14 protein-coding genes are annotated in these 12,016 nt (G+C 65.2%); 7 read left to right on the top strand and 7 right to left on the bottom strand.

Annotation, left to right across the window (positions count from 1 at the left end; all coding sequences use genetic code 11):
* The first annotated feature begins 27 nt into the window (after positions 1-27).
* Complete coding sequence (locus GGQ68_RS04845) at positions 28-726, top strand: TIGR04283 family arsenosugar biosynthesis glycosyltransferase (protein ID WP_183963473.1); 699 nt, start codon at positions 28-30, stop codon at positions 724-726.
* On the opposite strand, the gene GGQ68_RS04840 is transcribed toward GGQ68_RS04845, so the two are convergent.
* Positions 723-2,474, bottom strand: a complete 1,752-nt coding sequence (locus GGQ68_RS04840; RefSeq protein WP_425502952.1) for an ABC transporter ATP-binding protein — start codon at positions 2,472-2,474, stop codon at positions 723-725. The two genes, GGQ68_RS04845 and GGQ68_RS04840, sit on opposite strands and share 4 nt — an antisense overlap.
* Positions 2,471-3,193, bottom strand: a complete 723-nt coding sequence (locus GGQ68_RS04835; protein WP_183963471.1) for a phosphatase domain-containing protein — start codon at positions 3,191-3,193, stop codon at positions 2,471-2,473. The genes GGQ68_RS04840 and GGQ68_RS04835 overlap by 4 nt, the downstream gene beginning before the upstream one ends.
* 138 nt (positions 3,194-3,331) lie before the next feature.
* On the opposite strand from GGQ68_RS04835, the gene GGQ68_RS04830 reads away from it, so the two are divergent.
* Positions 3,332-4,528: a pyridoxal-phosphate-dependent aminotransferase family protein gene (locus GGQ68_RS04830; protein WP_183964075.1), complete on the top strand. Its 1,197-nt coding sequence runs from the start codon at positions 3,332-3,334 to the stop codon at positions 4,526-4,528.
* 17 nt (positions 4,529-4,545) lie between these two features.
* Here the strand turns inward: GGQ68_RS04830 and GGQ68_RS04825 are convergent, their stop codons facing one another.
* The 3 genes from GGQ68_RS04825 to GGQ68_RS04815 all read right to left on the bottom strand — a co-directional run bounded on the left by GGQ68_RS04825 (position 4,546) and on the right by GGQ68_RS04815 (position 6,771).
* Positions 4,546-4,761 carry a histidinol phosphate aminotransferase gene (locus GGQ68_RS04825; protein WP_183963469.1) on the bottom strand — a complete coding sequence of 72 codons (216 nt, stop codon included), beginning with the start codon at positions 4,759-4,761 and terminating at the stop codon, positions 4,546-4,548.
* Positions 4,762-4,946: 185 nt separating this feature from the next.
* Complete coding sequence (locus GGQ68_RS04820; protein WP_183963467.1) at positions 4,947-6,059, bottom strand: pyridoxal phosphate-dependent aminotransferase; 1,113 nt, start codon at positions 6,057-6,059, stop codon at positions 4,947-4,949.
* A 76-nt stretch (positions 6,060-6,135) separates the two neighbouring features.
* Positions 6,136-6,771 (bottom strand): NAD(P)-dependent oxidoreductase, encoded by a 636-nt coding sequence (locus GGQ68_RS04815; protein WP_183963465.1) that lies wholly within the window; start codon positions 6,769-6,771, stop codon positions 6,136-6,138.
* Between the two features lie 117 nt (positions 6,772-6,888).
* On the opposite strand from GGQ68_RS04815, the gene GGQ68_RS04810 reads away from it, so the two are divergent.
* Positions 6,889-8,172, top strand: a complete 1,284-nt coding sequence (locus GGQ68_RS04810) for a lipoprotein-releasing ABC transporter permease subunit (protein WP_183963462.1) — start codon at positions 6,889-6,891, stop codon at positions 8,170-8,172.
* Positions 8,165-8,848 carry an ABC transporter ATP-binding protein gene (locus GGQ68_RS04805; RefSeq protein ID WP_183963460.1) on the top strand — a complete coding sequence of 228 codons (684 nt, stop codon included), beginning with the start codon at positions 8,165-8,167 and terminating at the stop codon, positions 8,846-8,848. Before GGQ68_RS04810 ends, GGQ68_RS04805 begins: the two co-directional genes overlap by 8 nt.
* 38 nt (positions 8,849-8,886) lie before the next feature.
* Here GGQ68_RS04805 and GGQ68_RS04800 read toward each other — a convergent pair whose 3' ends face one another.
* Entirely contained in the window at positions 8,887-9,321 is a 435-nt protein-coding gene (locus GGQ68_RS04800; protein WP_183964073.1) for a DMT family transporter, read from the bottom strand.
* A gap of 474 nt (positions 9,322-9,795) precedes the next feature.
* On the opposite strand from GGQ68_RS04800, the gene GGQ68_RS04795 reads away from it, so the two are divergent.
* Both GGQ68_RS04795 and GGQ68_RS04790 read left to right on the top strand, forming a co-directional pair.
* Positions 9,796-10,311: a c-type cytochrome gene (locus GGQ68_RS04795; RefSeq protein ID WP_183963458.1), complete on the top strand. Its 516-nt coding sequence runs from the start codon at positions 9,796-9,798 to the stop codon at positions 10,309-10,311.
* A 58-nt stretch (positions 10,312-10,369) separates the two neighbouring features.
* Positions 10,370-10,789 carry a c-type cytochrome gene (locus GGQ68_RS04790; RefSeq protein WP_183963456.1) on the top strand — a complete coding sequence of 140 codons (420 nt, stop codon included), beginning with the start codon at positions 10,370-10,372 and terminating at the stop codon, positions 10,787-10,789.
* A 95-nt stretch (positions 10,790-10,884) separates the two neighbouring features.
* Here GGQ68_RS04790 and GGQ68_RS04785 read toward each other — a convergent pair whose 3' ends face one another.
* A complete protein-coding gene (locus GGQ68_RS04785; RefSeq protein ID WP_183963454.1) occupies positions 10,885-11,472 on the bottom strand; it encodes a TetR/AcrR family transcriptional regulator in 588 nt (195 codons plus the stop codon).
* Between the two features lie 112 nt (positions 11,473-11,584).
* Here GGQ68_RS04785 and GGQ68_RS04780 point away from each other — a divergent pair, with 112 nt between their 5' ends.
* Entirely contained in the window at positions 11,585-11,911 is a 327-nt protein-coding gene (locus tag GGQ68_RS04780) for a hypothetical protein (RefSeq protein WP_183963452.1), read from the top strand.
* Positions 11,912-12,016 lie beyond the last annotated feature (105 nt).

Below are 12,016 nucleotides of genomic sequence, written 5' to 3'. Positions count from 1 at the left end.
TGCCCGCTGTGGCACAGGAAGGGCAGAATGCGCGCACCTATCTCTGTCGTGATCCCGACGCTGAATGCTCAGGCGTGTTTGCCGCGCTGCCTGATGGCCCTGGGAGAGGGGCTGAACGCCGGGCTGATCCGGGAGCTGGTGGTCTCTGACGGGGGATCGACGGACGCCACGGTGCGGGTGGCCGAGGCGGCCGGTGCCGAGGTGGTCAGCGGGCCGGCCTCCCGTGGGGGACAGTTGAGGCGGGGCTGCGATGCGGCGCAGGGCGACTGGCTGCTGGTGCTCCATGCGGACACGGTGCTGTTGGCCGGCTGGAGCGAGGCGGTGGTGCGGAAATTGTCAGCTGACAACGCGAATCTGCAAGCGGACTCAGCGGGTTACTTTTTGTTAAGCTTTGAGGGTGGCGGGGCGCCCGCGCGGCTGGTGGCGGCTTGGGCCAACCTGCGGTCGCGGGTCTTTGGCTTGCCCTATGGCGATCAGGGGCTGCTGATCTCTCGCGCGCTGTATGACGCCGTCGGCGGCTATCCGGACATTCCGCTGATGGAGGACGTGGCCCTGGCGCGTGCTTTGAAAGGGCGGCTCGACCCGGTCGAGGGCGTGGCAGAGACCTCCGCCGAGAAGTACCGCCGGCAGGGCTGGCTGCGGCGTGGCGGGCGGAACCTGATGACGTTGGTGCGCTACCTGAGCGGGGCCGACCCCGAGGCGCTGGCGCGCAGCTACCGGCGTTAGTCGGCTTCGGCGCCGAACTGCATGTTGTAAAGCGCCGCATAGGTGCCGCCCTTGGCCAACAGCGTATCATGTGTGCCTTGTTCGACCACCTGGCCCGCGTCCATCACGACGATCTTGTCGGCGTTGCGCACGGTGGACAGGCGGTGGGCGATGACCAGCGTGGTGCGCCCCTCTGCCAACTGCTCCAACGCCTTTTGCACGACGGCTTCGGATTGGGTGTCGAGCGCGCTTGTCGCCTCGTCCAGCAACAGGACCGGCGTGTCGCGCAGCACGGCGCGGGCGATGGCCACGCGCTGACGCTGGCCCCCGGAGAGGTTCGACCCTCGCGGGCCGACGCGTGTGTCGAGGCCACGTTCCAGCCGGGGCACGAAGTCCTGCACATGGGCGGCTTCAAGCGCGCGGGTCAAGGCGGGCTCATCGACGGTGCGGTCCAAAACGATGTTGTCGCGCAGCGGCTCGTCGAACAGCAGGGCCTCCTGGCTGACGATGGAGATCATGCCGCGCAGGTCCTTCAGGCCCATGGCGGAGACCTCGGTCCCGCCGATGGTGACGGAGCCGGTCTGCGGGTCCACAAGACGTGACAGCAGGTGGAACACCGTTGACTTGCCCGCGCCGGAGGCCCCGACCAGCGCCGTCGTCTTGCCCGCTTCTGCCGTGAAGCTCAGGCCGCGCAGCACGGGGGTGTCGCCGTAGGTCAGGCACACGTTGTCCAACACCACGCTTGGCACGCCGTCCGGGCGCGGCTGTGGGTTGGACGGGCTGACCAGCACCGGTTCGGTGTGCATGATTTCGATGATGCGCTCGATGCTGGCGGCGGCCACCTGCCACGCGCCACTGACCGCGCCGAGCCGCCGGAGCGGTTCGAACATCATGCCGATGGCGGTGAAGAAGGTCATGAATTCGCCGAGCGTCTTGCTGCCGTCCTGAATTTCCGTTCCGGCGAAATAGAGGATGCCGAAAAACCCGAGGCCGGACATGATGTCCACCAGCGAGGGCAGGAGCGCGGAGCCTGCGGCGGAGCGGGTTTCGCCGCGCACGCGGTCGCGTGCAAGGACGCGATACCTGCGGGACTGGTGGCGTTCCAGCTGGTTGAGCTTGATCGCGGTGATGCCGTGAAAGACCTCGTTCAGCCGCGTGGACTGGTCGGCGGCGATGTCGCGGACCTTGCGCGCATTTTGTCGCACGTAGCGTTGCAGCATCGCGGTCGGCGCGATCATCAGCGGCAGGCCGATCAGCGCCACAAGCGTCCACTTCCAGTCGGTCCAGAAGGCCACGCCCAGAAGCGCCACGAAGGTGAGCGCATCCCGACCGGCGCCGGTGACAAGCGTGCTCCAGACCTTGGCGATGGCGCCGACGTCACCCTCGACCCGCTGGATCAGCTGGCCGGGCCCCTTGTCCGCGTGATAGCCGATTTCCAGCGTCATCAGGTGGTTGAGCATGTCCTGCCGGATATCGGCCATGGACAGCTGGGCGGCGCGCGTCAGGATCACCTTGTGCACCGCGCTGGCCAGTCCCCGGGCCACAAAGAGCACCAGAACCACCACGCCCACGGTGACCAGAATGCTGCGATTCGAAGAGGTGAAGGCCTTGTCGAACAGCGGCTCCATCATCACCGAGAAGCCGGCGGTCATCCCGCTTTCCAGCGCCATGAAAGCCAGGGCAATCAGCAACAGGCCGGTGTAGCGCCGCAGGTAACGTCGCCACAGCCACATGAACAAGTATTTTGCGTTTGTGTCGGAGGATGTCACTGCTCGCGCGCCTCATGAAGACGTCTGGCCATCTCGGCCTCTGGCGTGCGCGCGTCCCAGCCCTCCTGGATCGGGCCGGCAACATATTCCGTTTTCAACCAGTCCTCGAAGCCGATTTCGCCAATGTCCTGACGCGCTTCGAACAGGCGCAGGATGTAATCCTGAACGCCGGTCTTGGTGAAGTCGAGGTGGATGTATTTCAGGCCGAGCTGTTTCTTGGCCTCTGACACGGGCACGTTTTCGAACACCATCAGGTAGATGGCCGCGACGATGCCCGCGCGGTCGGCGCCGGATTTGCAGTGGAACATCATCGGGCGCTCTGCCTCGCGCAGCGCGTCGATCACCGCCAGCAGGCGGCGGCGGGGGGCAGCGGTGCGGGCCCAGAGCTTGGCATCCACAAGCGTCATGCCGAGCGCCTCGACGCTTTCCTTTTCGAAGAGATAATGTGCGCGCTTGTCCTCGCCGCGCAGGTTGACCACCGTCTTGATCCCCATGGCGGCATAGCGGGCAAAGCGCGCGTGCGTCGGCTGGTTCGAGCGGTAGACACCCGGTGCGATCTGGAAGAAATTCGTCCAGAGCACGCGCAGAAACGCATGGTCGAAGACATGATAATGCAGCCGCGACAACATCCGCTGTTTCGGATCGGTGATGTCCTTGCCGAAAGAGTGACGCACCCTGCGTTCGGCGTGGTCGAGTCTGTCGAGGAGTTTGGCCAGCATGCATGGTATCCTGTGCTATGGGGCCGCGTCTACCGGGGTCGGGGGGCGCTGTCCAGCAACGCGACATCGCTGGGGGGATTGACGCGGCGGTGCTGCGGGTGTTCCGTCCGACCAAAACGACAAAAGAAAGGTCGCATGATGACGCTTGCCAGCGGTCGGTCCCATATCGCCATTCCCGGACCTTCGGTCATTCCCGATGCGGTGCTGCAGGCCATGCATCGCCCGGCGCCGGATATCTATGACGCCGAGTTGCTGGCCATGGTGCAGGGCATCGTGCCGGATCTGAAGTACGTGGCGCAGACCGATCAGGACGTGGCGATCTACATCAGCAACGGACATGGCGCGTGGGAGGCCTCGTTGGCGAACACGGTCGCGCCGGGGGAAACCGTGCTGGTGCCTGCCTGCGGACGCTTTGGTCACGGCTGGGCCGAGGTGGCGCGGGGGCTGGGGATCAACGTGGAGCTTCTGGAACACGGCCGCCAGACGCCCATCGACGCCGAACGGGTGCGCGCCGCGCTGCTGGCGGACAAGGGTCAAAAGATCAAGGCGATCCTTGCGGTGCATGTGGACACCTCGTCCTCGGTCCGGTCGGATATCATGGCGGTCCGGACCGTTCTGGAGGAGACCGGGCATCCGGCGTTGCTGATGGCGGATTGCGTGGCGTCCCTGGGCTGTGATGTCTACCGGATGGATGCCTGGGGGGCGGATGTGACCGTCAGTGCCTGCCAGAAGGGGTTGATGACGCCACCGGGGCTGGGGCTTGTGTTCTTCAACGAGCGCGCCGCCGAGGTGCAGCGCGCCATGCCCGCCGTGTCGAATTACTGGAACTGGCAGCCGCGCGCCAATCCCGAGATGTTCTACCAGTATTTCGGAGGCACGGCGCCGACGCATCACATCTATGGCCTGCGGGCGGCGTTGGACATGATCCGGGCCGAGGGGCTGGATGCCATCTGGGCGCGTCACGCGACGCTCGCCGGGGCTATCTGGACCGCGGTGGAACATTGGGGGCAGGACGGTCCCATGCGGTTGAATATCGCCGACCCAGAGCTGCGGTCCCACGCGGTGACGGCGCTGAGCCTTGGCAAGGGGCAGGGCGATCGGCTGCGGGCATGGTGCCGGGATGTGGCGGGCGTGACCCTGGGGATCGGTCTGGGGGTCGAAGATCCCGATGATCCCACCGCCTCGGGCTATTTCCGCATTGGGCATATGGGGCACGTGAACGCGCACATGATCCTTGGCCTTCTGGGGGTGATCGAGGCCGGGCTGACCGCGCTGGACATTCCGCACAAAGCGGGCGGTGCCACGGCGGCGGCACAGGCACTGGCGCGGCGCTAGGCTGCGCGCAACTGGTTTTACATCGTGTCGGCGGGCGTGCCCAGGGTCGCGTCCCGCTGGCGGCGGTGATGGTCGAGCCGCGTGATCATATGGTTCAGCAAAGCTGAAATGATCAGGATCGGGGCAAGACCCCACACCGACCAGACGGCGATAAAGATCCACGTGAGGTTGATGGCGAGCAGGAACATATTTGCGGTCATGTAATCCTCGACCGGTTGGGGGTGATGTGGCATGGCCGTGCTCCCGCGTGTTGATGCCTGGGTCTGATGTGTCTCCAGAACAGTATAGCGAAAGCGGCCGTTGTCAGATCACGATAGCCAAAAAATAATAAACAGTGGGTTAACCGAGGTGCTGCGCTGCTGGAACAGACGGTCCGCAGGCGTTGGCCGGACAGCGTGCGCCCGGCCTTGCAGGGGTCTCACGCCTTTGCGCGGGCGCGGGCAAGCGCCTTGGGGAGCGCCTCTGCCAGCACCGCCATATCGTCTGCCGCGCCTGCGCTGATGCGGATGCAGCGATCCTGCGGCGCCACGAATGGCATACGGACAAAAACGCCGTCCTCCGCCAATTCCGCCAGGACCTTTCGCGCGAAGTCACCATCCGCGCCGCAATCCACCGCGACAAAATTGGTGGCAGAGGGAACGCAGGTCAGCCCGTTGTCGGCGGCGATGCGGGTGATCTCGGCCTTCGAGTGTTTGACGAGGGCAATCACCTCGTGCAGCCATTCCTGATCCTGTTGGGCGGCCAGCGCCCCGGCCACCGCGGCGCGGTTCATGCCGAAATGGTTGCGGATCTTGTCGAAGGATTTGATGACATCCGGGTGGCTCATGGCATAGCCGACACGCGCGCCTGCCATCCCGTAGCCTTTTGAAAACGTGCGGAAACGGATGACGCGGTCATCGTCTGCGGCGATCTGCGGCACCGCCTCGGCGGGCGCGAATTCAACATAGGCCTCGTCGAGCATCAGCGTGCAGCCTTCGGGCAGATCGTCCAGCGCCTGCGCGATATCTGACCCTTTGACGAAAGTGCCCATCGGGTTGTCGGGATTGGCGAGGTAGACGATCTTTGCGTCCGTCTCATGCGCCTTGGCCAGCAAGGCGCGCAGGTCCTCGCGATCATCGGCGTAGGGCACCTTGTGCAACGTGCCGCCAAAGCCCGCCACGTGGTAGTTGAAGGTGGGATAGGCCCCCTCGGAGGTCACGACCGCATCGCCGGGTTCGACCAGCAGGCGCACGGCGTAGCCCAGCAGCCCGTCGATGCCTTCACCGATCAGGATGTTGGCGGGCGTCATGCCAAGCTGTTGGGCCAGCGCGGCCTTCAGCTCTTCGTGGCTGGCGTCAGCGTATTTCCAGATCTCGCCGGCCTCGTCCTGCATGGCCGCCACGGCAAAGGGCGAGGGGCCAAAGACGCTTTCATTCGCGCCAAGGCGGGCGCGAAAGGGCGCGCCGCGTTTGCGTTGCAATTCTTCCGGTCCGACGAAGGGAACGGTGGCGGGCAGGGCTGCGGCGAGCTTTGTGTAACGAGGTCCGGTCATGGCCCGATTTATGCGGGCCACACCGGGCAGCGCAAGCGGTTTGCCACGTGGCGGTGTGGCATTTCGTGCATACGGGTCAGCGGGCGAGGACTGGGGCCTTGCCGATTGTGCCGTCGTCCTCGAGCGCGTTCAGGATGTAATCCGCCACATCCGCGCGACTGATCATGCCCATCCGCCAGGTGCCCGGCTCCTCCATCACGCGATAGTGTTGCGAGGCCTTGTTGTGGGTCAGGATGGTCGGACGCACGATGGTCCAGCGCAGGGTCGAGGCCTTGATGATCTCTTCCTGACGGGATTTGTCCTTGTACGGCTCGGACAGAAAAAACTGATGCCCCAGCTTTTCGGGAGCGGAGAGCGCGGAGGCACTGTCGCCCGCGCCAATGCCGGTCACGGCGATCAGCCGGTCTGGCCCAAGCCGCTGCATGAGGGGCACAAGTGCCTGAGTTGCCGTGGAAAACAGCGTGACGCGCTGCCACAACATGCTGAGGCTTTCCTTGATCCCCAGTGCCAGCACCACCGCGTCCACACCGTCGAGCGCGGGTTTCAGCGCCTCCGGGTCGGTGGCGTCGCCGGAGACGGCCTCCAGCCCCTCGGCGGGGTCGATTTTGTCGGCGCTGCGGGCAAACGCGCGGACCTGGTGGCCGCGTTTGAGGGCGTCCTCGACCACGGCGGCGCCGATGCCGCGGGTGGCGCCAATGACCAAGAGCTTCATGGTATCTCCTTGCAGGTTATCGCCATATGCTTTTGATCAACTTGACCCTCCGGGGGCAAAAGGCCAGTTTCCGGCCAAAGAACTCGGCCGAGCAGCCATAAAGAAAGTCACGCCCCCATGCGCAATCCGCCGCCCTTCGCGCCGTTTGAATGGATGATCGCCTGGCGCTACCTGCGCGCCAAACGCGCCGAGGGTGGGGTTTCGGTCATGACCTGGATCAGCCTGATCGGCATCACGCTGGCGGTCTTTGCCTTGATTGCGACGCTGGCCGTGCGCTCCGGGTTTCGGGCGGAATTCGTCGACACCATCGTGGGCGCAAATGCGCATGTCACGGTGTACCATGTGACCCGCGCCGATGAGGCGGGGCAGGACACGCGCACCTTGCCCGATTACGAAGGCATGGCCGAGGCCGTGCGTCAGGTCGAGGGCGTCACCCGCGTGGCGCCGCTGGTGAAGGGGCAGGTCATGGCCTCCGCCGAGGGCAACAACGCCGGGGTCGAGGTATTCGGCATCGGTCTGGACGACCTGAAGGCCATCCCGCGCATCGCCGACCCGGAAACCGGGCGCGGCGATATCGAGAGTTTCGGCGAGGGCCTGGCCATCGGGTCCGGCGTGGCGATGGAGCTGGGGGTGGGGCTTGGCGATATGGTCAAGCTGATCTCCCCCAACGGGGTCAAGACGGCGTTTGGCGTGTCGCCTCGGGTCAAGAGCTACGAGGTGCGCTATATCTTTACCGCCGGGCGCTATGACATTGATCGCACACGGGTTTACATGCCTTTCGACGAGGCGCAGCTGTATTTCGACCGCGAGGGCGTGGCCGATGAGCTGGAGGTCATCGTCGAAAATCCCGAACAGGTGGAAACCTATGTCTCTGACATTGCGCAGGCGGCGGGCACGGGCGCGTTGCTGTGGACGTGGCAGGATGCCTCGGGCGGGTTTCTCAAGGCGCTGGACATGGAGGACAACGTGATGTTCGTCATCCTGTCGGTGCTGGTGCTGATTGCCACGATGAACATCGTGTCCGGGCTTATCATGCTGGTAAAGAACAAGGGGCGCGACATCGGTATCCTGCGGACTATGGGGCTGACCGAAGGGGCGGTGATGCGCGTCTTCTTTATCTGCGGATCGTTCACCGGGATCATCGGCACGCTGATGGGCGTGATCCTGGGATGTCTGTTCGCGCTTTATATCGATCCGATCTTTGGGCTGGTGAACTGGCTTTCGGGCGGCGGGGCGTGGGATGCGTCGATCCGCGGGATCTACTTCCTGCCTGCCAAGCTGCAACTGGCCGATGTCATGTCGGCGGTGATCCTGTCGCTGGGCCTGTCTTTTGTGGTGACGATCTTTCCGGCCCGCCGTGCGGCGCGGCTGAACCCGGTGGAGGCCCTGCGCTATGAGTGACACCGTTCTGCGCCTGACCGGCATCGAAAAAGCCTACAACCATGGAAAACCCAATGAGGTCAACGTGCTGCGCGGCTGTGACCTGACCGTGCAGCGGGGCGAGGTGGTGGCCCTGGTCGCGCCGTCCGGGGCGGGCAAATCGACATTGCTGCACATCGCGGGGCTGTTGGACACGCCCGATCGCGGCACGGTGGAGATCGCGGGCGAGCAGTTGGAGGACAAATCCGACCGGCGGCGAACACAGGTGCGGCGGGCGGAGGTGGGCTTTGTCTACCAGTTCCATCACTTGCTGCCGGAGTTCTCGGCGCTGGAAAACATCGCCCTGCCGCAGCTGGCGAACGGCGTGTCAAAGCAGGCGGCGGAGGCGCGTGGGCTTGCGCTTTTGGACAGCGTAGGCATCGCGCATCGCGCTTCGCACCGCCCGGCGGCCATGTCCGGCGGCGAGCAACAGCGCGTCGCTTTTTGTCGGGCCATGGCGAATGAGCCAAAGCTGCTGCTGGCGGATGAGCCGACCGGGAACCTCGATCCCGAGACCTCTGACCGGGTGTTCGGCGCGCTCATGACCCTGGTGCACGAGACGGGCCTGTCGGCGCTGATCGCGACGCACAACCTTGAACTGGCGGCGCGCATGGACCGGCAGGTGCGGATGGGCAACGGCTATCTGACGCAGGGCTGAGGCCTTTTCGGGACGGGGGCGTTGTCGGGACCGGGGCCTCAGGCCCTCTGCGTAATCCAGACACCCACGGCCATGACGGTGATGCCCGTGGCGCGGGTGAAGGTCAGCGGTGACAGCCGCGCGCCGAAGAGGCCGAAGTGGTCGATGGCGGCGGCGGAAATCAACTGTCCGATCAGCACGAAAAACACCGCGTTGCCGACGCCGAAGCGCGGTGCGATGAAGGTCACGGTCAGCACGTAGAACGCGACAAAGGCGCCGCCGCCCAGCAGGTGGCGCGGCGCGCTGAGCACGGCGCCCATGCTGCCCGCGCCTGTCACGGCCCAGACGATCAGCGACAGCACCAGCGCGACGCAAAACAGCACCACGGCGGCGGCAATCGGGTTGCCAAGATGCTGCCCGAGGGCGGCGTTCAGCGCGGCGAGCGTAGGGATGCCGATCCCGGCAAGCAGCATGGTCAGGGCGTAGGGGGCCATTTCAGAGGTCATGGATGCTCCTGCTGGTCAGGATGTGTGAAAGGTGGTGGAGGGCTGCGCCACCGCTGTGTCGTCGGGGAAGGTGGTAAGGCTGGCCCGGACAAACAGCAAGGCGTGCGTAAGCCTGCGGTGACGTGCGGGGCACCGGATGTGCCCGGCGCACGTCATCGGTTGATTGCGTGTGTCGCAGGAGATGGGTGGGGGGTTGCAGGCTGGGGTGCCCGTGCAGGGCCTCGGGCGATGCCGTGCGCGAGGGGGGGCGTGAACGGGCTTGGATGGCGTGATTTCTGTCACTCTGGGTTGCAAAGCGAACAGCCAGAGGGCGAAATTCCTTTCTAACAGGGTGTGAGTTTTGGCAGGATCAGGCAAGAGTGTCCTCGGCGTCCGTGTCTGACAGGGCGGCGGTACAGGCGGCCTGCGTCACGCGCCTTGTGGCAGACGGCCCAACAAAGGCCGGGCAGGGAGGGGCGACAGATGACGATTTGGATGAAGCGCGGGGCGCTGTTGGCGGGCGTTGCGATGCTGGCGGGGTGTGGGCTGTTTCGCGCCCAGCCTGAGGCACCGGTGACGCTGAGCGGGACGGGGCCAGCCCCGGCCGCGCTGACGATGGTCGCACCGCAAAGGACGGTCGTGCCCGATCCGATCGAGCCCACAGGGCTGAATTTTGCCGGGGGGCGCAATTATGCGCATTGGTGCTCTGATTGCCACGGCGCACAGGGGCGCGGCGACGGTCCTCTGGCGGTGATGACGGCGGAGCGGCCCGCAGATCTGACGAGGCTGGCGCACGGCAACGGCGGGGTGTTTCCGGCCCGGTATGTGAGCACACGGATGAACATGACGCCCGGCCCCTACCATCGCGGCATTGCGCCGAGCTTTGCCGTGGCGATGGATGGGCCATTGGTGGAGTGGGCCGAACCGGGCGCGGCGGGGCATCTGACGACATCGCGCATGGCGGACTTGCTGAGCTACCTTCAGGCGTTGCAGGGCTAAGGCCTTGCTTCGCGTGCCGCGTGAAGGCATCACAGGTGGCAAAAGAAGGAGACGAGGCATGCGGGCATTTATTCTGGCAGCATTGGGCGCAGTGGCGCTGAGCGGATGTATGGAAGACGGCGCGGGCGAGATGCCCGGACCGCAGGACGGGCAGGCGCTGTTCATGGAAAATTGCGCGGTCTGTCACGGCGAGGATGCCAAGGGCAACGGCCCGTTGGCCCGCCGTCTGGAGAAGGCGCCAAAGGATCTGACCCTGATCGAGCTGCGCCACAAGGACACCTTTCCCCGGGCAAAGATCATGTCGATCGTGGACGGTTACGCGCGCTCTGACATGACGGGGCCGGGGATGCCGGAGTTCGGTGCCTTGCTTGAGGGCGATCTGGTGCCGTTCGACAGCGGCGATGGCATTCAGACACCGACGCCGCGCAAGCTGGTGGCCTTGGTCGAATACCTTGAAACGGTTCAGCAAAAGCGCTGAGCGGGATGAGGGTGGCGCGGGCGGGGCGCGCCGCCACCAAGGAGCACGCCCTGCGCCGTTTACTGGCAGGCGACAGGGCCGGAAGGGCCTGTGGGTCAGGCTGTGACGGCGCGGCGGACCATGTTCCAGTAGTGGTCCTGAACTTCGGTGGGCGTCAGGCGCCCGCCGTCACGATACCACGTGGTGACGCCGGTCAGCATGGCGATGATGCCGAAGGTCGTGAGCTTGGCATCGTCGATATGGAAGTCCCCGCTGGCGCGGCCCCGGTCGAGGATGGTGGTCAGCGCGTCCTCGTAGCGGCGGCGAAGGCTTTCGATCCGGGTGAAATTGTCCGGCGTCAGATTGCGCAGCTCCATATAGGCGATGAAGACGGCTTGTGGGCGCGCCATATGAAACGCGATGTGAAAGCGGACGAAGGATTCCAGGTTCTGCATGGGCTCAACGGTCTGCGGCAGCGCGGCCCATGTGTCGAGCAGATCGTGCATGTGGCCCTCCAGCAGGGAGACCAGCAGCGCCTGCTTGTCGGGCGTGTAGTTGTACAGCGCCCCCACCTGTAGCCCGACTTCCCCGGCGATTTGGCGCATGGACACGGCGGCATAGCCGTGATCGGCAAACAGCCGTTGCGCCGCAGCCTGAATGCGAGGGCCGGTGATTTCTGCGTGGGAACCTTGGGTGCGCGCCATGCAGGCAGATTATATGAACGAGTGTTCAGATCAAGCGGAAGGCGCGCCCGCCGTCGCAGGTGGCCTTCATCATAGGATTGTGCGAGCGCACGGGATGCGGCATGACGGGGGAATGATGCGTATACGTGATCTCGTTTGGGCCTTGCCCGTGGTGGCTTTGACCGCCTGCACACAGTTTCCGGAACTGGACACGGTGCAGTCAGAGGGCGTGGCACAGGCCCCCTATCCGGATTTGATTCCGCTGGAGGGGGTGGTGGGACAGCCGACTGCGCCCAATGCCACGGTGGAGGTCATTGAGCAGGTCGAGGGCCGGGTCGGCGGGTTGCAGTCCCGCGCAGACCGGTTGTCGCGCCGGGATGTGGCGCAGGAAGATGCGGTCGCGCGCAGGCTGCGTTTGCTGCGCGAACGCGCTGAAGAGTTGCGCCAACAGCAGCTTTGAGCGTGGCTGCGACGTCGTGGGCGCGGGGCTTGGCGCTTCCCCCTGTTGCAGGGCGCAGCACTTGGCGGTAACGGGGGCGCATCAGGCCAATTGTCCCGGAGGAAC

It is taken from the genome of Sagittula marina, from assembly GCF_014196795.1.
Taxonomy (GTDB): Bacteria; Pseudomonadota; Alphaproteobacteria; order Rhodobacterales; family Rhodobacteraceae; genus Sagittula; species Sagittula marina.
The sequence above is the reverse complement of the archived record's forward strand: the minus strand, read 5'-3'. Positions and strand labels throughout refer to the sequence as shown.

Excerpts from the sequence above, each read along its gene's own strand:
- GGQ68_RS04845 (WP_183963473.1), top strand. The coding sequence starts at position 28 with ATGCGCGCACCTATCTCTGTCGTGATCCCGACGCTGAATGCTCAGGCG.
- GGQ68_RS04835 (WP_183963471.1), bottom strand. The coding sequence starts at position 3,193 with ATGCTGGCCAAACTCCTCGACAGACTCGACCACGCCGAACGCAGGGTG.
- GGQ68_RS04830 (WP_183964075.1), top strand. The coding sequence starts at position 3,332 with ATGACGCTTGCCAGCGGTCGGTCCCATATCGCCATTCCCGGACCTTCG.
- GGQ68_RS04825 (WP_183963469.1), bottom strand. The coding sequence starts at position 4,761 with ATGCCACATCACCCCCAACCGGTCGAGGATTACATGACCGCAAATATG.
- GGQ68_RS04820 (WP_183963467.1), bottom strand. The coding sequence starts at position 6,059 with ATGACCGGACCTCGTTACACAAAGCTCGCCGCAGCCCTGCCCGCCACC.
- GGQ68_RS04815 (WP_183963465.1), bottom strand. The coding sequence starts at position 6,771 with ATGAAGCTCTTGGTCATTGGCGCCACCCGCGGCATCGGCGCCGCCGTG.
- GGQ68_RS04810 (WP_183963462.1), top strand. The coding sequence starts at position 6,889 with ATGCGCAATCCGCCGCCCTTCGCGCCGTTTGAATGGATGATCGCCTGG.
- GGQ68_RS04805 (WP_183963460.1), top strand. The coding sequence starts at position 8,165 with ATGAGTGACACCGTTCTGCGCCTGACCGGCATCGAAAAAGCCTACAAC.
- GGQ68_RS04800 (WP_183964073.1), bottom strand. The coding sequence starts at position 9,321 with ATGGCCCCCTACGCCCTGACCATGCTGCTTGCCGGGATCGGCATCCCT.
- GGQ68_RS04795 (WP_183963458.1), top strand. The coding sequence starts at position 9,796 with ATGACGATTTGGATGAAGCGCGGGGCGCTGTTGGCGGGCGTTGCGATG.
- GGQ68_RS04790 (WP_183963456.1), top strand. The coding sequence starts at position 10,370 with ATGCGGGCATTTATTCTGGCAGCATTGGGCGCAGTGGCGCTGAGCGGA.
- GGQ68_RS04785 (WP_183963454.1), bottom strand. The coding sequence starts at position 11,472 with ATGGCGCGCACCCAAGGTTCCCACGCAGAAATCACCGGCCCTCGCATT.
- GGQ68_RS04780 (WP_183963452.1), top strand. The coding sequence starts at position 11,585 with ATGATGCGTATACGTGATCTCGTTTGGGCCTTGCCCGTGGTGGCTTTG.